The 19,943-nt window shown below is 61.0% G+C and carries 20 protein-coding genes; 12 read left to right on the top strand and 8 right to left on the bottom strand.

Features of this window, described 5'->3' with window-relative positions; translation table 11 throughout:
- Nucleotides 1-29 precede the first annotated feature (29 nt).
- The 6 genes from hemC (at nucleotide 30) to AC1DNK_RS11955 (ending at nucleotide 5,906) form a co-directional block, all read left to right on the top strand.
- On the top strand, nucleotides 30-959 hold the full coding sequence (gene hemC / locus AC1DNK_RS11980; RefSeq protein ID WP_477941248.1) for a hydroxymethylbilane synthase: 930 nt from the start codon (nucleotides 30-32) through the stop codon (nucleotides 957-959).
- 5 nt (nucleotides 960-964) lie between these two features.
- On the top strand, nucleotides 965-1,669 hold the full coding sequence (locus AC1DNK_RS11975; protein WP_477941247.1) for a uroporphyrinogen-III synthase: 705 nt from the start codon (nucleotides 965-967) through the stop codon (nucleotides 1,667-1,669).
- 90 nt (nucleotides 1,670-1,759) lie between these two features.
- On the top strand, nucleotides 1,760-3,034 hold the full coding sequence (locus AC1DNK_RS11970; protein WP_477941246.1) for a COG4223 family protein: 1,275 nt from the start codon (nucleotides 1,760-1,762) through the stop codon (nucleotides 3,032-3,034).
- A 4-nt stretch (nucleotides 3,035-3,038) separates the two neighbouring features.
- Nucleotides 3,039-4,652 carry a heme biosynthesis HemY N-terminal domain-containing protein gene (locus AC1DNK_RS11965; RefSeq protein WP_477941244.1) on the top strand — a complete coding sequence of 538 codons (1,614 nt, stop codon included), beginning with the start codon at nucleotides 3,039-3,041 and terminating at the stop codon, nucleotides 4,650-4,652.
- Between the two features lie 17 nt (nucleotides 4,653-4,669).
- On the top strand, nucleotides 4,670-5,155 hold the full coding sequence (locus tag AC1DNK_RS11960; protein WP_477941243.1) for a tellurite resistance TerB family protein: 486 nt from the start codon (nucleotides 4,670-4,672) through the stop codon (nucleotides 5,153-5,155).
- Nucleotides 5,145-5,906, top strand: coding sequence for a glutamine amidotransferase (locus AC1DNK_RS11955; protein ID WP_477941242.1), 762 nt, complete (start codon nucleotides 5,145-5,147; stop codon nucleotides 5,904-5,906). Before AC1DNK_RS11960 ends, AC1DNK_RS11955 begins: the two co-directional genes overlap by 11 nt.
- Here the strand turns inward: AC1DNK_RS11955 and AC1DNK_RS11950 are convergent.
- On the bottom strand, nucleotides 5,881-7,131 hold the full coding sequence (locus AC1DNK_RS11950; protein ID WP_477941240.1) for an MFS transporter: 1,251 nt from the start codon (nucleotides 7,129-7,131) through the stop codon (nucleotides 5,881-5,883). The genes AC1DNK_RS11955 and AC1DNK_RS11950 overlap by 26 nt on opposite strands.
- Nucleotides 7,132-7,271: 140 nt before the next feature.
- On the opposite strand from AC1DNK_RS11950, the gene AC1DNK_RS11945 reads away from it, so the two are divergent.
- Complete coding sequence (locus AC1DNK_RS11945; RefSeq protein ID WP_112386055.1) at nucleotides 7,272-7,562, top strand: YggT family protein; 291 nt, start codon at nucleotides 7,272-7,274, stop codon at nucleotides 7,560-7,562.
- A complete protein-coding gene (locus tag AC1DNK_RS11940) occupies nucleotides 7,559-7,873 on the top strand; it encodes a DUF167 domain-containing protein (RefSeq protein WP_477941238.1) in 315 nt (104 codons plus the stop codon). The genes AC1DNK_RS11945 and AC1DNK_RS11940 overlap by 4 nt, the downstream gene beginning before the upstream one ends.
- Nucleotides 7,874-7,875: 2 nt before the next feature.
- On the opposite strand, the gene ppa is transcribed toward AC1DNK_RS11940, so the two are convergent.
- Complete coding sequence (ppa, locus tag AC1DNK_RS11935) at nucleotides 7,876-8,409, bottom strand: inorganic diphosphatase (RefSeq protein ID WP_112517760.1); 534 nt, start codon at nucleotides 8,407-8,409, stop codon at nucleotides 7,876-7,878.
- A gap of 217 nt (nucleotides 8,410-8,626) precedes the next feature.
- On the opposite strand from ppa, the gene AC1DNK_RS11930 reads away from it, so the two are divergent.
- Entirely contained in the window at nucleotides 8,627-9,067 is a 441-nt protein-coding gene (locus tag AC1DNK_RS11930) for an MEKHLA domain-containing protein (protein ID WP_477941237.1), read from the top strand.
- A gap of 10 nt (nucleotides 9,068-9,077) precedes the next feature.
- Here the strand turns inward: AC1DNK_RS11930 and AC1DNK_RS11925 are convergent, their stop codons facing one another.
- The 4 genes from AC1DNK_RS11925 to AC1DNK_RS11910 all read right to left on the bottom strand — a co-directional run bounded on the left by AC1DNK_RS11925 (nucleotide 9,078) and on the right by AC1DNK_RS11910 (nucleotide 15,526).
- Nucleotides 9,078-9,584 carry a GNAT family N-acetyltransferase gene (locus AC1DNK_RS11925; protein ID WP_112385801.1) on the bottom strand — a complete coding sequence of 169 codons (507 nt, stop codon included), beginning with the start codon at nucleotides 9,582-9,584 and terminating at the stop codon, nucleotides 9,078-9,080.
- A 202-nt stretch (nucleotides 9,585-9,786) separates the two neighbouring features.
- Nucleotides 9,787-11,604 carry a translational GTPase TypA gene (gene typA, locus AC1DNK_RS11920; protein WP_112385802.1) on the bottom strand — a complete coding sequence of 606 codons (1,818 nt, stop codon included), beginning with the start codon at nucleotides 11,602-11,604 and terminating at the stop codon, nucleotides 9,787-9,789.
- A gap of 123 nt (nucleotides 11,605-11,727) precedes the next feature.
- Nucleotides 11,728-13,305, bottom strand: a complete 1,578-nt coding sequence (locus tag AC1DNK_RS11915; RefSeq protein WP_477941235.1) for an alkaline phosphatase D family protein — start codon at nucleotides 13,303-13,305, stop codon at nucleotides 11,728-11,730.
- Nucleotides 13,306-13,438: 133 nt separating this feature from the next.
- Nucleotides 13,439-15,526, bottom strand: a complete 2,088-nt coding sequence (locus tag AC1DNK_RS11910; protein ID WP_477941234.1) for a M3 family metallopeptidase — start codon at nucleotides 15,524-15,526, stop codon at nucleotides 13,439-13,441.
- Nucleotides 15,527-15,738: 212 nt separating this feature from the next.
- Between AC1DNK_RS11910 and AC1DNK_RS11905 the strand changes: the two genes are divergently transcribed.
- Complete coding sequence (locus tag AC1DNK_RS11905) at nucleotides 15,739-16,173, top strand: hypothetical protein (protein WP_477941232.1); 435 nt, start codon at nucleotides 15,739-15,741, stop codon at nucleotides 16,171-16,173.
- A gap of 3 nt (nucleotides 16,174-16,176) precedes the next feature.
- Here the strand turns inward: AC1DNK_RS11905 and AC1DNK_RS11900 are convergent, their stop codons facing one another.
- Both AC1DNK_RS11900 and AC1DNK_RS11895 read right to left on the bottom strand, forming a co-directional pair.
- Nucleotides 16,177-16,818 carry a LysE family translocator gene (locus AC1DNK_RS11900; protein WP_477941230.1) on the bottom strand — a complete coding sequence of 214 codons (642 nt, stop codon included), beginning with the start codon at nucleotides 16,816-16,818 and terminating at the stop codon, nucleotides 16,177-16,179.
- A gap of 119 nt (nucleotides 16,819-16,937) precedes the next feature.
- Nucleotides 16,938-18,161: an argininosuccinate synthase gene (locus AC1DNK_RS11895; RefSeq protein ID WP_112385807.1), complete on the bottom strand. Its 1,224-nt coding sequence runs from the start codon at nucleotides 18,159-18,161 to the stop codon at nucleotides 16,938-16,940.
- 190 nt (nucleotides 18,162-18,351) lie between these two features.
- Here AC1DNK_RS11895 and AC1DNK_RS11890 point away from each other — a divergent pair, with 190 nt between their 5' ends.
- Nucleotides 18,352-19,203: an SDR family NAD(P)-dependent oxidoreductase gene (locus AC1DNK_RS11890; protein ID WP_477941229.1), complete on the top strand. Its 852-nt coding sequence runs from the start codon at nucleotides 18,352-18,354 to the stop codon at nucleotides 19,201-19,203.
- A 98-nt stretch (nucleotides 19,204-19,301) separates the two neighbouring features.
- Nucleotides 19,302-19,943 (top strand): LysE family translocator, encoded by a 642-nt coding sequence (locus AC1DNK_RS11885; RefSeq protein ID WP_112385809.1) that lies wholly within the window; start codon nucleotides 19,302-19,304, stop codon nucleotides 19,941-19,943.

Here is a 19,943-nt window from a genome sequence, read left to right as displayed (position 1 = left end):
AGACTTCCGGTAACAACGGATCAAAGCGGATGCAAACAAAACCTTTCCGGATCGGTACGCGGGGCAGCCCGCTGGCGCTCGCCCAGGCCCACGAAGCCCGGGACAGGCTGATGGCCGCGCATGGCCTGCCGGAGGAAATGTTTGAGATCGTGGTGCTGACCACGACCGGCGACCGCATCACCGACCGTTCTCTTTCCGAGATCGGCGGCAAGGGCCTTTTCACCCAGGAACTCGAAGAAAAGCTGGCGATCGGCGAGCTCGATTTCGCCGTGCATTCGGCGAAGGACATGGCAACCACGCTGCCGGAGGGGCTCTATCTCTCCGCCTTCATGCCGCGCGAAGACATCCGCGACGCAGTGATCGGCCGCACGGCTGCAAAGCTGATCGATCTGCCGCACGGCGCGACCGTCGGTTCCTCGTCGCTGCGCCGCCAGGCGCTGATCCGCCGCATGCGCCCGGATATCAATGTCATCACCTTCCGTGGCCTCGTCGATACCCGCCTGCGCAAGCTGGCCGAAGGTCAGGCCGACGCGACGCTGCTTGCTCTCGCTGGTCTGAAGCGCCTCGGCAAGGTCGACGTGCTGACGGATATCCTCGACCCCGATACGTTCCCGCCCGCCCCGGCACAGGGCGCGATCGCCATCGAAAGCCGCATCGGCGACGAGCGCATGGACAACCTCCTCGCCGCCATCAACGATCCCGCCACCTTCGACGCCGTTTCCTGCGAGCGCGCCTTTCTCGGCGCCCTTGACGGCTCCTGTCGCACGCCGATCGGCGGCTACGCGATCTGCGAAGGCGACCAGATCAAGTTCTCCGGCCTGATCATCACCCCGGACGGACGCCACCAGCACGCGATCACCATTGACGGCAACCGCCGTGATGCCGCGGCGCTCGGAACCCGGGCCGGGCAGGATGTCCGCGACCGTGCGGGAACCACGTTCTTCGACGACTGGAACTAGCCTCCATGCGCGTGCTCGTCACCCGCCCGCAACGTCAGGGGGAACGAACGGCACAGCGATTGCGGGGCATGGGCCATGAGCCCTTGCTTCTGCCTCTGTCAGAACCGCGTCACGACACTGACGCCGCGATCAAGGCATTGAATGTCCATCACGGCCCGATCGCGATCACCAGCGCAGAGGCCGTTCGGTCCCTGACCGCAAGATCCGGCGAACTGGCGCGCCACCTCACCCGGCCGGTATTCTGCGTTGGCGCGGCGAGCGCCGAGGCGGCAGACGCGGCAGGCTTCACCTCGGTCTCCGCAAGCACCGGCGATGGCAGTGACCTGGCGGCGCTGATTGCTGGTCAGGCAAACGGCGTCATCACCTATCTGGCTGGCGTCCCGCGCGCCGAAAAATTCGAAAAGCGGGCGACCGAACTCGAACTACAGATCGATGTTGCCGTCTGCTATCGCATGCAGCCGGTCACCATCGATCCCGCTCAGATCGAACAGCTGGCTAGGGCGCCGGCGGAAGCCGCCCTCTTCTATTCCCGCGAGGCGGCGCTGGCGTTCTTCGAGCTCTTCACAGCCGAATCCACACCTGTCTGGCTCACAGTTGCCAAGCTGTTTTGCCTTAGCGAAGCCGTGGCAACTGCCGTCCCCGGCGGCCTCAGGAAAAATATCCGGACAGCAGCGATGCCGGATGAGCAAAGCCTTTTGTCACTCCTTTGAAGGCATGCTCCGCCCAAATTTGATCTAACCTCTTTCCTTAACTGGCATCACTGACTAGTTTCGTTGCAATGCAGGAAAAAAGAGGACCTCATGGTTTCGGGAAACCCGCCACGCCATTCGAAGAGAACCGAACAGCCGGTCACCATCGATCTGGAGGCGCAGGAATTTGCCAAGCAGGAGGATGCAGCAGAGAAGCCTGCGCAGGCGGCTGAGAGCCCTGACGACCAGGCAACCAGCGATCTGAACGCCTCGCTCCAGGCGGCAAAGGAGCAAGCCTCCGAAGACCTGAATGCAAAGACTGAAATCCCCGTCACGGAAGAGCCCGCGGCCGCGGAAACACAGCCCGATGAAGCGCCATATCGCGCCGAGGAACCGGTCTTTGCCGCACCGCCGCCGCAGCGCGGCGGCTCGACCTCTGGCCTGATCGCCGCAGGCATTTTCGGTGGTCTTGTGGCGCTCGTAGGTGCCGGTGCCATCCAATATGCCGGATATCTCCCCGGCTCTGCGCCGCAGCAGGCCCAGTCCGATCAGAGCGCAGAATTTTCTGCCGAACTCGATGGCCTGAAGCAGGCGATCGCCAATCTGGCGGCCGCGCCGAACCCTGATGACGACGCCCTCGACAAGCGGATTGCCGCCCTGGAGACAGCGGCAAAAGCACCGTCGCAAACCGTAGCGGGCGACCCGGCAGCAGTCGAAGCCCTAAACCAGAAGGTCACCGATCTCACCGCCCAGCTGGAACAGATCCGCTCGTCGATGACGCAGACATCCGAGCAGCAGGCCTCCAGCGGCGCCGATCTGACCAAGCGTCTCGACGAAGCCGAGAAAAAGCTCAACGAGCCGCGCCAGGACGTGGCCGTCGCCAAGGCGATCGCCGCCGCTGCGCTGAAGGCAGCGATCGACCGCGGTGGCCCGTTTACGGCCGAACTCGATACATTCGCAGGCGTTTCACCTGACGATCCGGCGGCCAAAGATCTCAGAAGCTTTGCCCAAACCGGCGTGCCCTCGCGTGCCGAACTGATCAATCAGGTTTCCGATGTGGCAAGCGCCGCCGTCGAATCCGCGAACCAGCCGAGCCCTGATCAGAGCTGGTCGGACCGGTTGATGAACAGCGCCAAGTCGCTGGTCAGCGTCCGTCCGGTCGGCAACATCGAGGGTGAAAGCGTAGAGGCGATCGCTGCCCGCATGGAAAACAAGGTTCGAAACGGCGACCTTCCGGGCGCCGCCAACGAATGGAACGATCTGCCCCCGGCAGCCAAGCAGGCGTCGGCAGCCTTCAAGCAATCTCTTGAGGCCCGTATCCGGGTCGAGGATCTTGTCAGCGGAGCGCTGTCCAAAGCCGTCTCCGGCACCGGCAAGGAGGGCTGAACCGATGGTCAAGCTCGTCATTTTTGCGCTGGCGGTTCTCGTTCTCGGCTACGGTTTCTCCTGGCTCGCCGACCGGCCCGGTGACCTGTCGCTCATCTGGGAGGGCCAGCTCTATCAGACCAAGCTGATCGTCGCCGCCAGCGGCCTGATCGCCTTGATCACCCTCGTCATGATCGCCTGGTGGCTGGTCCGGATGATCTGGACCTCGCCGCATTCCGTCACCCGTTATTTCCGCGCCCGCAAGCGCGATCGTGGTTATCAGGCGCTCTCGACCGGCCTGATCGCCGCCGGCGCCGGGAACGCGCTTCTCGCCCGCAAGATGGCTGCCCGGTCGCGCGGCCTGATCCGCGCCGACCAGGAACCGCTGATCAACCTTCTGGAAGCGCAGGCCGCGCTGATCGAAGGCCGCCACGATGAGGCACGCGCCAAGTTCGAGGCCATGGCCAACGATCCGGAGACCCGCGAACTCGGTCTGCGGGGGCTGTATCTCGAAGCCAAGCGCCTCGGCGCCAACGAGGCAGCCCGCCAATATGCCGAGAAGGCTGCCGATAACGCACCCTATCTCCCCTGGGCCGCACAGGCGACCCTGGAATATCGTAGCCAGGCTGGACGCTGGGACGACGCCATCCGCCTGCTCGATCAGCAGAAGGCAGCCCGTGTCGTCGACAAGCAAGACGGCGAGCGTCTGCGTGGCGTGCTGCTGACGGCGCGCGCCGACGACAAGCTGGAGAAAGACCCTGCAGGTGCCCGCGACGACGCCCTCCAGGCGCTGAAGCTGATCCCCGATTTCGAGCCTGCCGCAACCATCGCAGCAAAGGCGCTGTTTCGCGAAGACAAGCTGCGCAAGGCTGCCGCCATTCTCGAACAGGCGTGGAAGGCCAAGCCACATCCGGATGTCGGCCGCATCTATGTGCAAGCACGCAGCGGCGATTCCGTCACCGACAGATTGAAGCGCGCCGAAAAGCTGGAGGCTCTTCGCCCCAACAACGTCGAGTCGCTTCTCGTCGTCGCCCAGGCCGCCCTCGCCGCCCAGGATTTCGTCAAGGCCAGAGCGAAAGCGGAAGCCGCCGCCCGCATGCAGCCACGCGAGGCGGCATTCCTGCTGCTTGCCGACATCGAAGAGGCCGAGACCGGCGATCAGGGCCGTGTCCGCCACTGGCTCGCCCAGGCGCTGAAGGCGCCGCGCGATCCGGCATGGGTCGCAGACGGCTTCGTCTCCGACAGATGGCTGCCGGTCTCGCCCGTCACCGGCCGTCTCGATGCTTTCGAATGGAAGGCGCCTTTCGGTCAGCTCGAAGGCCCGGTCGAGGAAGGCACCGTGACGTCGATCGATGCCGCCCTGAAGACATTGCCGCCGGTGCGCCAACAGCGTGCCGAAGCACCTGCCAACGACCACCGCATCATCGAACTGGAACGCGCCGCAACCATCGCCGAAGCCGTGCGCCCGGCTCCGGCTCCGGCTTTTGCACCAACGCCCGCCTCGGCTCCAAAGCCGGCGGAAACGATTGCCCCTGTCAGACAGCTTGAACCCAAACCATATTATGGAATGCCTGACGACCCAGGCGTTCGCGACAACAAGGCGGCCCCGGAACCCAAGACGCGGCTCCGCCTTTTCTGAGATGGAACGACAACCGCATGTTCGAACGCTTTCAGGCATTCTTCCACAATCTCACCGCAGACGATGGTAGGAAGGGTTTCAGCCCCGATGACCCGCGCATCGCCGTGGCCGCTCTCTGCATGCAGGTCATGGAGGCCGACGGCCAGATCAAGGACAGCGAGAAGAAGAGGCTGCGCAAGCTGCTGAAGGAGCAGTATGGCCTCGACGGCAAACAGCTGGATGCGGTCATCGCCGCCGGTCTCGAAGCCGAAAGCAACGCCGTCGACTACTACCGCTTCACGTCGGATCTCAAGCGCCACCTGAATACCGAGCAGCGGCTGGAGCTGATCGGTATTCTCTGGGACATCGTCTATGCCGACGGCGAGCGCAGCGAGATGGAAGACCACGTCATCTGGCGCATCGCCGATCTGCTTGGCGTCTCCTCGCGCGAGCGTATCCAAAAGCGCCAGGAAGCGGCTGCGCGCGTGACGGATGCRGTCGTGGTGCAAGACGATGCAGATTGAGCGGCCGGTCAATCGCGACAAGCGCCCGATCCTGATCGTTCTCCATCAGGAGCAGTCGAGCCCCGGCCGGGTCGGCCAGCTTCTCGTCGAGAAGGGCTACAGGCTCGACATGCGCCGCCCGGTTCTCGGCGACACGCTACCTGGAACACTCGACGGTCACGCCGGCGTTGTCGTCTTCGGCGGCCCCATGAGCGCCAACGATCCCGACGATTTCGTGAAATCCGAAATCAACTGGCTAGACATCCCACTCAAAGAGAACCGGCCATTCCTCGGCATCTGCCTCGGCGCGCAGATGCTGGTCCGCCATCTCGGCGGCAAGGTGCAGGCGAATGCCGACGGCTCGACGGAAATAGGCTGGTACCCGCTGCATCCGACCGAAAAGGGCCGGCTGCTGATGCACTGGCCGAAGATGGTCTACCATTTCCATCGCGAGGGCTTCGATCTTCCCCGCGGCGCCGAGCTTCTGGCTGAGGGTGACGCCTATCCGAACCAGGCCTTCCGCTACAACAAGAATGCCTGGGCGCTGCAGTTCCATGCAGAGCTGACGCGGGTGATGATGCACCGCTGGGTCGTTCATGGCGCCCATCGCTTTATTCTTCCTAATGCGCAGCAGGGCCGCGAGCATCTGGAAGGGCGCATGCTATTTGACGCGCCGCTAAAAGCCTGGCTGAACGAATTCCTCGATATCGTCTTCGAGGGAAAGGCGGCAAAGAGCGCGCCTGTCTCTATGCCGGCGTCGCTGAGCGCATAGGCGCATCCAGCGTATCGATCTGCCGCAGCTGCCGGAAGCTCATGGCCCATATCACCGAGACCGCAAGCGTACCGATCCCGCCGATAACCACGGCTGGAACCGCACCGAACGCATGCGCCATGGTTCCAGCCCGGAACTCGCCGAGCTCGTTCGACGCGCCGACAAAGACCATGTTGACGGCGTTCACACGGCCGCGCAGCTCATCCGGCGTCCAGAGCGCGATCAGGCTTTCGCGCACATAGACCGAGATCATGTCGGCAGCGCCCATGATCGCCAGCGCGGCGATCGAGGTCCAAGTATGAGTCGAGACGCCGAAGACGATAGTGGCGATGCCGAACAGACCGACGCCCATGAACATGTAGAAGCCGGCGCGATGCTTCATCGGACGGGCGGCGAGGAACAGCGCCATCACGATCGCGCCGACGCCTGGCGCCGAACGCAACAAACCGAGCCCCCAGGGGCCGAGCGTCAGGATATCGCGGGCATAGATCGGCATCAGCGCCGTGGCACCGCCGAGCAGCACCGCGAAGAGATCGAGCGAGATCGCCCCGAGCACCACCTTGTCCGCCTTGATGAAACGGAAACCGCCGAGGATCATGTCCCAGCTCTTTGCCTCGCCGGAACTGCGCTGCGCAGGCTTCGGGATCATGAAGAGCAGGATGGCGCCCAGTATCGCGAACACCACCGAGACTGTGTAGGCCGTTGTCGCACTAACGCCATAGAGCAAGCCGCCGAGTACGGGACCGGTAATCGCCGCCAGCTGCCAGGACGACGAATTCCAGGCGATCGCGTTCGAAAGATCCTTCTCCGGCACGAGGTTCGGCGCGAGCGACTGTATGGCAGGCGCAGCGAAGGCGCGCTCGATGCCGAAAATCAGCAGCACGATGAAGACAGGGATCGGCGAGAACGTGCCGGTCACAGTCATGATCAGTAGCGCCAACGTGCAGAGCGCGCTGACGAGCGAGCAGATCGAGGCGACGGCGCGGCGGTTGTAGCGGTCGGCGACCGAGCCGCTGACCAGCATCAGCACCAGCGACGGCAGGAACTGCACCAGGCCGATCAGGCCAAGATAGATTGCGCTCCGCGTCTGGTCGTACATCTGCCACCCCACAGCAACGCTGAGAATCTGCTGCGAGAAGGACAGCAGGAACTTCGCGAAGAAGAACCGGGTGTAGGAAGAATGCCGGAACGCCGCAAAACGGTCTCCGGTGGACGAGAAAGACATGGGGGCAACCAATGAAACCGGGCTGCGCGGGACAGTTCAAACGCGCCCATTAAACATGATTCACCGCGCGTTAAGACACGGCACTTGCCCGTTTAGTCGCCAATAGCTACATGTCTGTCAACAACGAACTGGAGACGACGATGATTGCCCTCTTTCAAACCATTGATTTGGCTTTGAATCTTTACACCTGGGTGCTGATTGGGAGTGCCATTTTCTCGTGGCTCTATGCCTTCAACGTCATCAATTCCAGCAACCAGTTCGTCAATTCGGTGGGGATGTTCCTCTATAACGTCACCGAACCGGTGCTGCGGCCGATCCGCCGCGTTCTGCCGAATCTGGGCGGTATCGACATCTCTCCGATCATCCTGCTGCTGATCATCTTCTTCCTACGCTCCTTCATGTGGAACACGATCTTCCCACTGGTGGCGTGAATTCTGCCTGGACGATCTTCGACGGCTATCTTCGCCTGACGGTGCGTTTGACGCCGAACGGCGGACGTGACGCCATTGACGGCCTGGAAACAGATGCCGAAGGCGACGCGCACCTGAGGGCCCGCGTCAGCGCCGTGCCGGAAAACGGCAAGGCGAACAAGGCGCTCGTCGCCCTTCTCGCAAAATCGCTTCGCGTTCCGAAGTCTGCGATAGCTCTCGTCTCCGGCGAAACGTCGCGCAAAAAAATCCTCCGCATCGAGGGCGATACGGAGGATCTGGTCGAAAGGCTGAAAGCTTTCGTTCGGGCCTGAGCTTACTTCGCCTTCTTGGCGCGCTCGACGGCTTCGAGGATCAGTTCACCGGCTTCCTTGGAGCCCTTCCAGCCAAAGATCTTCACCCACTTGCCGGGCTCCAGATCCTTGTAATGCTCGAAGAAGTGCTCGATCTGCTTGACGGTGATATCGGGAAGGTCGGTATATTCCTTGACCTTCTCGTAGCGCAGCGTCAGCTTCGGCGACGGAACGGCGATGATCTTCTCGTCCTTGCCGGAATTGTCTTCCATCATCAGCACGCCGATCGGGCGCACATTGATGACACAGCCCGGAACCAGCGGACGGGTGCTGGCGATCAGCACGTCGATCGGGTCGCCGTCTTCCGAAAGCGTATGCGGCACGAAACCGTAATTGCCCGGATAGGTCATCGGCGTGTAGAGGAAGCGGTCAACGACCAGCGTGCCGGCTTCCTTGTCCATTTCGTACTTGATGGGATGGCCGCCAACCGGCACTTCAACGATGACGTTGATATCTTCCGGTGGATTGTTGCCGATGGAAATGGCGTCGATGCGCATCAGTGTCCCCTAATATAGGATGGTATCCGGCTGCCAGATAATCAGAATCTCTTCGCAACGCAACATGTCAGGCGCATCTTCCGTCGTTTTGGCTAATAGAGTTTGGCCTTGAAGCAAAAGTTCGGGGATCGGCGCAATAATGGGAAACGGCGCCACAAACAGGTCGCAATATCCAAGTTGGCTGTGCTTTTCAGATTCCCCATTGCAATAGACGGTCATGCATCTTTACGAACAGAAAGACTTTTTCGAACTCCTGTGCGGCAGCTATCGCCGCATTGTCGGCAAGGATCTCGTGCCCCGGGTGCTGACGCAGAGAGAAGCCGTTCGATGGCTTTACGAGGACGCGCCGTTTGGCCTCCTGGCACACGACACGGCCACAGATCCCGTCTTCGTCTATGGAAACAAGAGCGCTCAGCGTCGCTTCGAATACAGCTGGGAGGAACTCACGGCACTGCCTTCGAGGCTGTCTGCCGAAGCGCCGGAACGCCAGGCGCGCGAGAATTTCCTGCAGCGGGTCGCCGAGCGCGGTTATGTCGACGACTACGAGGGCATAAGGATCAGCAAATCGGGAAAGCGCTTTCCGATTGCGGATGTCACGGTCTGGCAATTGATCGATGTGGATGGGACGATCCGCGGCCAAGCCGCCAGGCTGCCATAAAAGGCAGCCGTCAGTTCCAGATGAAGCCGATCTTCTTCAGCTGCTTGTGGTCGAAATTTTCCATGCCTTCGCAGAAATCGACGCCGCCATGGCCGCGATAGAAGCGGCTGGCATTATCGTTGTCCTCAAGGCACCAGACGACGAGACCATTGCAGCCAAGCGATTTCAGCAGGCGGCGGGCTTCGCCGAAGAGCATACGGCCGAGGCCGATACCCTGATATTCCGGGCGAAGATAGAGTTCGTAGATTTCGCCTTCCTGCGGCAGGGCGCGGGCGCGGTTGAGACCGAGTGTGGCATAGCCGGCGACCGTTCCGGCCACATCGAGAACCAGGAGTGTTGCCGGACCGCGGGTGGCCTTGCGCCACCAGCCTTCGCCGCGCCGTTCGATCATCTGCGTCAGTGCGCGATGGGGGATGATGCCGGCATAGGTGTGCTGCCACGCAAGGCGATGCGCCTCCGATATGGCGCGGGCATCTTGCGGCTCGGCCCGCCGAACATCGATCGACAACGTCTTCATAACGCTACTCTGGTCCTTCAGCGGACAATTAACCATGCGCGATCATGCGCCGTCGCCAATTGCCCACAGACTTAACATGTGGACGATGGGCAAAATTTAACGCTTTTTTAACTATTGCGACAAGAAGGATTCGACACGGCGCACAAATAAAAACCCCGGCTGGAAGGCCGGGGTTTCAACTATCCAGGAATGGCAGCCGCTATCAGGCCGACTTCGCCTTGGCGAAACGCTTGCGGTCGTTCGCGTCGAGATACATCTTGCGCAGACGGATCGACTTCGGCGTTACTTCCATCAGCTCGTCGTCCTGGATCCAGGAGAGAGCTCGGTCGAGCGTCATACGGATCGGCGGCGTCAGCTTGACGGCTTCGTCCTTGCCGGCAGCGCGGATGTTGGTCAGCTGCTTGCCCTTGAGAACGTTGACTTCAAGGTCGTTATCGCGGCTGTGAATGCCGATGATCATGCCCATATAGACCTTTTCGCCCGGCTCGATCATCATCGGGCCGCGGTCTTCCAGGTTGAACATGGCGTAGGCGACGGCTTCGCCGGCTGCGTTTGCCAGCAGAACACCGTTGGTACGGCCGCCGATTTCGCCCTTGTAAGGCTGATAGTCCTTGAACAGGCGGTTCATCACAGCCGTGCCGCGCGTGTCGGTCAAGAGTTCCGACTGGTAGCCGATCAGGCCGCGGGTCGGCGCGTTGAACACCAGGCGAACGCGATTGCCGCCCGAAGGACGCAGCTCGGTCATTTCGGCCTTGCGCTCGGACATCTTCTGCACGACGACACCGGAATGCTCTTCATCGACGTCGATGACGACTTCTTCGATCGGCTCCATCAGCTGATCGTTCTCGTCGCGGTGCATGACAACGCGCGGACGCGACACGGCCAGCTCGAAGCCTTCGCGGCGCATGGTTTCGATCAGAACGGCAAGCTGCAATTCGCCACGGCCAGACACGAAGAACGAATCCTTGCCTTCGGCTTCTTCGATCTTCAGCGCGACGTTGCCTTCGGCTTCCTTGTAGAGACGGTCGCGAATGACGCGCGAGGTGACCTTGTCGCCTTCGGTGCCAGCCAGCGGGCTATCGTTGACGATGAAGGACATGGTGACTGTCGGCGGATCGATCGGCTGCGCGGTCAATGCCTCGGTGACGGCTGGATCGCAGAACGTGTCGGCAACCGTACCCTTGGAAAGGCCGGCGATCGCGACGATGTCACCTGCGTGAGCCTCTTCAATCGACGTGCGCTCGATACCGCGGAACGCGAGGATCTTCGAGATACGGCCATTTTCGATCAGTTTGCCGTCCTGGCTCAGAACCTTGACGGCCTGGTTCGGCTTGATCGAACCGGAATTGATGCGACCGGTAATGATACGGCCGAGGAAGGGGTTGGCTTCAAGGATCGTCCCGATCATCGTGAACGGGCCTTCGTGCACCGTCGGCTCCGGAACATGCTTGAGCACGAGGTCGAGCAGCGGTGCAAGACCCTGGTCCTTCGGGCCTTCAGGATTGACGTTCATCCAGCCATCGCGGCCCGAACCGTAGAGGATCGGGAAGTCGAGCTGCTCGTCGGTAGCGTCGAGGTTGGCAAAGAGATCGAAGACTTCGTTGATGACTTCTTCGTGGCGGCCATCCGGGCGGTCGATCTTGTTGATCGCGACGATCGGGCGAAGGCCGACCTTCAGCGCCTTGGAGACGACGAACTTCGTCTGCGGCATCGGGCCTTCCGACGAGTCGACCAGAACGATCGCGCCGTCCACCATCGACAGGATACGCTCGACTTCGCCGCCGAAGTCGGCGTGGCCGGGGGTGTCGACGATGTTGATGCGAACGCCCTTCCACTCGACCGAAGTCGCCTTGGCAAGAATCGTGATGCCGCGCTCTTTTTCCAGATCGTTGCTATCCATGACGCGTTCCGCAACGCGCTGGTTCTCGCGGAACGAGCCGGACTGTTTCAGGAGCTCGTCCACCAGGGTCGTTTTGCCATGGTCAACGTGCGCGATGATCGCGATGTTGCGAAGTGCCATTATATCAAATCTCTGAGGCTGGGGCGCTACGTCGGGAGGAGGCGCCTATTACGTTTGGCGCGCTCATACAGTGTTTTTTGCGATTGCGAAAGGGGGGAGAGGCGAGAGCGGCCATAGACAGGGTTAACTCGTACGTTGCGGGTCGATGACGGTTCGCCACAACTCGTTGTCATCGCGATCCATCAGGCGCACGGTCATCTGCTCCGTTGCGCCATCGATATCGACCAAGCCGAAGAACTGCATTCCGGCACTTGGCGGCAGATTGGATTCGATTCCTCCCGGTGCCGCCTTGATGAAGCGCACCTCGGGGCCGAACGTGCCGTCCAGCTCCTGCGGTCCATAAGTGCCCGAATGAAGCGGGCCGGAAACGAACTCCCAGAAGGGCAGGAAATCCTGAAACTTGGCCTTTCCGGGATCATAATAATGAGCCGCCGTATAGTGCACGTCGGCCGTCAGCCAGACGATATTACCGATCGCCGCGTCACGGATGAAGCGCAGCAGATCGGCGAACTCAAGCTCCCGGCCGAGCGGCGCGCCGTTGTCGCCGTTGGAGACGGATTCGCTGCCGCTGCGCTTTCCATAATCGTCCCAGATCACCAGCCCGACCGGCAGATCGCAGGCGATCACCTTCCAGGTTGCCGTGGAACGGATAAGTTCGCGCTTCAGCCACGCCACCTGCGCCTCACCGAAAAGCCGCGATTGCGGCGTGAGATCGCCGTCGAGACCATTCGTGTTGGGACCGCGGTAGGAGCGAAGGTCGACGAAGAAGATATCGAGCAGCGGGCCGTAGGAAACCTTGCGATAGATCCGCCCCGGTTCCTCCGCCACATAGCGGATCGGCGTCATCTCGTGAAAAGCCCGGCTGGCGCGTGCAGCGAGCGTCGAGACGGACTTTTCCTTGTAGCGATCGTCGACACTCAGATCGGTGGAAGGAGACCAGTTGTTCAGCACCTCGTGATCGTCCCATTGGTAGAAAACCGGACAGACGGCGTTGAAATCCGTCACATGCTCGTCGAGCAGATTGTATTTCCACTGGCCGCGAAATTCGGACAGCGTCTGCGCGATCGTCCGTTTCTCGTCGGTGACCACGCGGTTTTTCCAGATCCCGCCGTCTCGCAGACGGATCTCGTCGGGGATCGGATTGTCGGCGTAAATCGTGTCGCCGGAATGGATCATGAAATCCGGACGATGATAGGCGATCGTCCGATAGGTCCGCATGCCCTCGTCATCGATCCCCCATCCCTGTCCTGCGGTATCGCCGGACCAGACGAAGCGGATATCCCGTTTTAGCGACGGCGCCGTGCGGAACTGACCGCGAATGGGCTCGGAGCGGCTGTTGATATCCTGCTGGTCTGCGGCCACGAAACGGTAGAATATCTCTTGATCCGGCGGCAATCCATCGAGCAGCACTTTGCCGGCAAGATCGGTCTCGGGCGTGACATCGAAGGATGCAAGCCGAACCGCGTTCGCAAATTTATCGGTCGTGGAATATTCGACGAACAAACGCGAGGGACGATCGACCCGCGCCCAGATCACGCCGGAATCCACATCGACATCGCCGGATTGCACGCCGGAGGTAAAGACCGGCCGGCTTGACGAGCCACGCGCATAGAACGGCATCGCAAGGCCCGCCGCCGCAAACCCACCGACCGCGCCGACCGAGGATAAAAACCGGCGGCGCGTCGTTTCTTTCAAGATCATGCCAAAGCCCCGGCTGCTTCAGGAGCGGGAACGAAGTGTCCCGCCCCAGCCTTGGGCAACCGTCATGTCAGTCTCTTGAAGACCACATGACGGTTTGCCGAAACTTCGGCGACAGTTTTGTTATGGCAAGCGCTCAGGCATCGCTGCCCGAGAGCTCCTTGAAGGTTGCCAGACCCTTTTTGACCAGCATCGCGTTCGGGCTCGGCAGCTTGCCGCGGAAGCCCTTGTAGGCATCTTCGGGGTCGAGCGAGCCGCCGGTCGAATAGATGTTGTCCTTCAGCTTCGCCGCCATTTCGCGGTTGAAGGCATCGCCGGTTTCCTCGAAAGCCGCAAACGCATCGGCATCAAGCACTTCCGACCACATGTAGGAATAGTAGCCGGCCGAATAGCCGCCGGAGAAGATATGCTGGAAGTGCGGCGAAGCATGACGCATGACCAGCGACTTCGGCATGCCGAGCTCGGCCAGAACCTCCGCCTGAACCGCCATCGGATCATCGACGGCATCGCGCGTATGGAATTCCATGTCGACGATCGCCGAGGAAGTGAATTCCACCGTATTGAAGCCCGCATTGAAGGTCCGCGCCGCGAGAACCTTGTCGAGCAGCGCCTGCGGCATCGGCTCGCCTGTCTCGAAATGCACCGCATATTGCTTGAGGATCGCGGGCACGGTCAGCCAGTGCTCGTAAAGCTGCGACGGCAATTCGACGAAATCGCGCGAGACACCGGTGCCGGAAACCGACGGATAGGTGACGTTCGACAGCATCCCATGCAGCGCGTGACCGAATTCGTGGAACAGCGTTCGGGCGTCGTCGAGCGACAGCAGCGCAGGCTTGCCTTCCGCAGGCTTGGCGAAATTGCAGACGTTATAGATGATCGGCAGCTCGCCGGTGTTGCCGTTCTTCAGCTTCAGCTTGTGCTGCGACTGGAAGGAGCTCATCCAGGCACCCGAGCGCTTGGAGCTGCGGGCAAAATAATCGCCGAGGAAGAGCGCCACGAGCTTGTCGCTGGCGTCGCGGATTTCGAAAACACGCACGTCGGAATGGTAGGCGGCAATGCCCTTCTTCTCGACAGCCCGGATGCCGAAGAGACGGTTGGCAACGTCGAAGCAGGCTTCGATGATCTTTTCGAGCTGCAGATAGGGCTTCAGCTCGGTTTCCGAGAAATTGAACTTCTGCGCCCTGATCTTCTCCGCATAGAAGCGCCAATCCCAGGGCATGACCTCGTGGTTCTTGCCGTGCTCGGCGATCAGCCTGGCAATATCCGCCTCTTCCTCGCGGGCCCGGGAAACAGCCTTCGCCCAGACTGCACGCAGCAACTCGTCGACAGCTGCTGGCTTCTTCGCCATCGTGTTGTCGAGCTTCAGCTCGGCGAAATTGCCATAACCGAGAAGACCGGCCATTTCCTTGCGCAGCGCCAGCGTTTCCTTGATGATGCCGCGGTTATCGGTTGCGCCCGCATTCGCGCCACGGGCAGTCCAGGCCTTGAAGGCCTGTTCGCGCAGATCGCGGCGTTCGGAAAATGTCAGGAACGGCTCGATGATCGAGCGCGACAGGGTGACCGCAAACTTGCCGTCTTCCCCGCGTTCGCGGGCCGCCGCTACCATCGCATCCTTCAGGAAATCCGGAAGTCCTTCGAGCTCAGGCCCTTCGGACAAGAGCAGCGACCAGCTCTTTTCGTCGGCGAGAACGTTCTGTCCGAAATTGGTCCCGAGACCGGCCAGCTTCTCGTTGATGCCGGCGAGCTTTTCTTGCTCCGGCTTCGGCAGCTTGGCGCCGGATTTCACGAAGCCCTTCCAGTGGCGTTCCAGCACCCGCGTCTGCTCCAGGGTCAGCCCCAGTTCCGCGCGCTTTTCCCACAGCGTATCGATGCGCGCGAAGAGACCGGCATTCATGCCGATCTTCGAATAGTGCCGCGACATCTTCGGCGAGATCTCGCGCTCGAGCGCCTGGATGACATCGTTGGTATGCGCACCTGCCCGGTTCCAGAACAGCGCGGAGACACGCGACAGCTCATCGCCGGCAATCTCCAACGCGACGATGGTATTTTCGAAGGTCGGCGCCTCGGCATTGGCGGCGATCGCATCGATCTCCGTTTCGTGAGACGCGAGCGCCGCATCGAAGGCGGCTGCGAAGTCGCCATCATTGAGCGCTTCGAAGCGCGGCAGGCCGTGATGCCCGTTCCAGTTGACGAGCGCCGGATTGAATTCTGGTGTGGAAGGCATGCTGACATCCTTTTACGCAAGCAAGTGAAACGGCAATATAGGTGACGCTTCGCGGCAATGGTATGTTGCTGATCAAATTCGTCTTTTGCCGATAGATGGAAGATTTGATCCATGAAAACTGATAGACGAAAATTAACTATTTGTTAACGATTGACGCCCGGCGGTCCTAGACGCTAGTTTTCGCTTACTCTTTTCGTAAGGGGACATGCGCCATGGAAATTTTTTCTGTGCGGTCTTCTCAAAGTTTGCTTTTTAAAAACAGTCACAATAACGCAAAATCTTCGAAGACCTCCGATATTGAAATTGATACTGGACCGGCAGTCCAACCCGGCTTCAGGGTAGACGACGTAACAGCTTCCGGCGGCCCGGATTTCACCGCAGTCAGCCCGGGCGAATTGCGAAGCTATGCCCGGCAGAGCTTCGATGCCGGAGAGCTCGACCAGGACACGTTTGCGGCGATCTCAGAGCCGTTGCCGATGCATGCGATCGATGCGCAGGGCAATCTGCTGGACCTGCGCGGCGTTACCGACGGCACAGCGTTCAATTTCCGTGATTACTACGAAAACCAGCTGCAGATCGCCAAGTCCCTCGGCGACACCGATGGCGAGAAGACACTGAAATCGATCGTCGATTTCATCAGCACCTGACGTTCAGGCCTTGCGCCAGCCAAGCAGCCCGGGCGTCGCATGCCATAGGGCCTGAACGGCAAAGCCCATGAACAGCACGCCGGAGCAGCGCACGATCAGCCGCTCGTTGGCGCGATAGAAGCGGCGCACGGCGCCCGCACCGATGATGGTGACGAGGATGATATCGGCAGTCACGAAGCCGACGAACGAGACGCTGAGCATCAGGGGCAAAGCTGCGAAATCCAGCGCGCTTGCCGAACCGGCGACAAGCGCCGTGAACGTTGCAAGCGCCACCGGATATCCCTTGGGATTGGTAACGCCGAAGATCAGGCCACGGCGGAAAGGGCGTTCGACGACAACGAGTGCCTGACCATCGGCCTTCGGTCTGGCGCTCACGGCGTTCCAGCCGATCCATGCAAGGTAGAAGCCGCAAAGCAGGCCGAGCAGGTCGAACACGAAGGTGCCGATGATCTTCGCACCGACGATCGCGATCAAGGCCAGCGCCGACCAGATGATGTCGCCGACCAGATGCCCCATCAGGAAAAACGCTCCCGCCTTGCGGCCCTGCCCGGCGCCGATGCCAAGCAGCTGCAGGAAAGCGGGACCGGGAATGAGCACATAAAAAAGGGCTGCCAGAAAGGCGCCCAGAAGGAGAGACTGCGTCATGAAATGCTCCGCGAGTGATCTGCGCAGACTATGCCAAAGCACAATGCCGTCAAGGTGCTGGAGCGCAAACGAAAAAGGCCCGCGCGTGGCGGGCCTTTCGAAAAGCAATCGAGCGATGATCAGCCCTTCAGATTGCGCTTGCCGAGCGTGCGCAGGCGCAGCGCGTTGAGCTTGATGAAGCCGGCCGCGTCCTTCTGATCGTACGCGCCCTGATCGTCTTCGAAGGTGACCAGCTTGTCGGAATAGAGCGACTTGGGGCTCTCGCGGCCGGTGACCATGACATTGCCCTTGTAGAGCTTCAGCGTCACTTCGCCCTCGACATGCTCCTGGCTCTTGTCGATGAGAGCCTGCAGCATTTCGCGCTCCGGAGAGAACCAGAACCCGTAGTAGATGAGCTCGGCATACTTCGGCATCAGCTCATCCTTGAGGTGAGCTGCACCACGATCGAGCGTGATCGACTCGATGGCGCGGTGCGCCGCGAGCAGGATCGTGCCGCCGGGCGTTTCGTAGACGCCGCGCGACTTCATACCGACATAGCGGTTCTCGACGAGGTCGAGACGGCCGATGCCGTTGTCACGGCCGTAATTGTTGAGCGCTGCGAGCAGGGTCGCCGGGCTCATGCGGACGCCGTTGATCGAGACGGCATCGCCCTTTTCGAAGCCGACCTTGATGACGGTGGCTTTGTCGGGAGCGGCTTCCGGCGAGATCGTGCGCATATGCACATATTCGGGCGCTTCCTGAGCCGGATCTTCCAGAACCTTGCCCTCGGACGAGGAGTGCAGAAGATTGGCGTCGACGGAGAACGGCGCCTCGCCCTTCTTGTCCTTGGCAACTGGGATCTGATGCTGTTCGGCAAAGGCCAGCAGATCGGTACGGCTCTTGAAGTCCCAGTCGCGCCACGGCGCGATGATCTTGATATCCGGGTTCAGTGCATAGGCAGACAACTCGAAGCGAACCTGGTCGTTGCCCTTGCCGGTCGCGCCATGCGCGATCGCATCGGCGCCGGTCTTGCGGGCGATGTCGATCAGGTGCTTGGAGATCAGCGGACGGGCAATCGAGGTGCCGAGCAGATAGACGCCTTCATAGACGGCATTGGCACGGAACATCGGGAAGACGAAGTCGCGCACGAATTCTTCGCGCACGTCCTCGATGTAGATTTCCTTGATGCCGAGCATCTCGGCCTTCTTGCGCGCCGGCTCGAGCTCTTCGCCCTGGCCAAGGTCGGCCGTGAAGGTCACGACTTCGGCGCCGAGTTCGGTCTGCAGCCACTTCAGGATGATCGAGGTGTCGAGGCCGCCCGAATAGGCAAGCACGACTTTCTTCACGTCTTTTTTAGGTGCCATGATGATGAGGTCCGTTGCAAAGGGGCAGCGGCAAACCGCAAAGCCCGGTGTCGCGGGCACTTTTAGCGAGATTGTCACACGACGCAAGGGCGGGAAGCGCCGCTTTTCGGTCGCGGATAGTGTTTGACAGCGTCAAATGCCAACCCATATCTGGCTTCGTCCGCACAACGCTTCGAGGAGAGCCGGTCCCGTGACGAATATTCAAGAGATTTTCAAACCATCCAACGTTGCCGTCATTACCGGCGGAGCCTCCGGTATCGGCCTTGCGGCGGCAAAGCATTTTACCAAGGCGGGCATGAGCGTCGTCATCGCCGATCTCGGCCAGGAGAAGCTCGCCAAGGCACGTGCCGAGCTCGAGGCCATCGTTGGCGCAGAACACGTTCTTGCAGCCGAAACCGATGTCTCCGATAAGGCGGCGCTCGAGGCATTGGAGCGGGCGGTCATCCAGCGCTTCGGCCGTGTTCACGTGCTGATGAACAATGCCGGCATCGGGCCGGAAACCTCGATATTCAGCCCGCAGGCCGATTGGGACAACATTCTCGGCGTCAATCTGCTGGGCGTCATCAACGGCACTCGTGCCTTTGGCGCCGCGATGACCAAGCATGGCGAGCCCGGCCTGATCATCAACACCGGCTCCAAGCAAGGCATCACCACCCCGCCCGGCAACCCCGCCTACAACGTTTCGAAAGCCGGCGTGAAGGTCTTCACGGAGGCGCTTGAACACGAGCTGCGCAACACCGAAGGCTCGAAGATTTCCGCTCATCTGCTGATCCCCGGCTTCGTCTTCACCGGGCTGACCAAGGGCGATCGCGCCGAAAAGCCAGCTGCAGCCTGGACGCCGGAGCAGACGGTCGATTTCATGGTCGAGAGCTTGGCAAAGGGCGATTTCTACATCCTCTGCCCCGACAACGACGTCGCACGTCCTGTCGATGAACGCCGCATGGCCTGGGCGGCCGGCGACGTCATCGAAAACCGCCCGCCGCTGTCGCGCTGGCACAAGGACTATGCCGACAAGTTCAAGGCGTTCCTGGAAGCCAAGTGACGACCGGAAGCGATCGGCCACATCAGAAGGTTTGATTGGTAATTTTTCGAAAGCCGGATATGAGAAACAATATCTCTTTCCGGCTTTCAGAGTGCACCATGGACTTTCTTCCGACCCTGCCGACGCTCCTCGCCTTTGCCGCTGCAAGCCTGCTGCTCGCAGCAACGCCAGGGCCGGACATGACGCTCTCGATCAGCCGCGCCCTGTCGCAGGGCAAGAAGCCGGCGCTCTATGTCGTGCTCGGCACCAGCCTCGGCATCGTCGTCCACACCATGCTGGTTGCCTTCGGCATTTCGGCGCTGATCACCGCTTCGCCGACCGCCTTCCTGATCCTGAAGACCGGCGGCGCCGCCTATCTGCTGTGGCTTGCAGTCCAGGCGATCCGTTTCGGCTCGAAACTCTCGGTCGAAAAGGTCGATGAGGTCAAGGGCACGCCGCTCTCCAACATCTCCAGCGGCTTCTGGGTCAATCTGCTCAACCCCAAGGTCATCATCTTCTTCATGACCTTCCTGCCGCAGTTCGTCACCGCCGGCGATCCTGCCGTCACGCACAAGCTGCTGTTCCTCGGCTTCTTCTTCATTCTCATCGGCATGCCGGTGAATGCGGCCGTGGTCTTCGCCTCCGACTGGCTGGCCGGCTGGCTGCAGAAGAACAGAAAGGTGCTGCGCGGCATGGATTACACTTTCGCAGGCGTCTTCTCGATCTTCGCGGCGAAGATTTTCTTCACGCAGGCCCGTTAA

The sequence above is a fragment of the Rhizobium sp. 01N424 genome (genome assembly GCF_056399485.1).
This window is presented reverse-complemented; position numbering and strand designations above follow the sequence as displayed.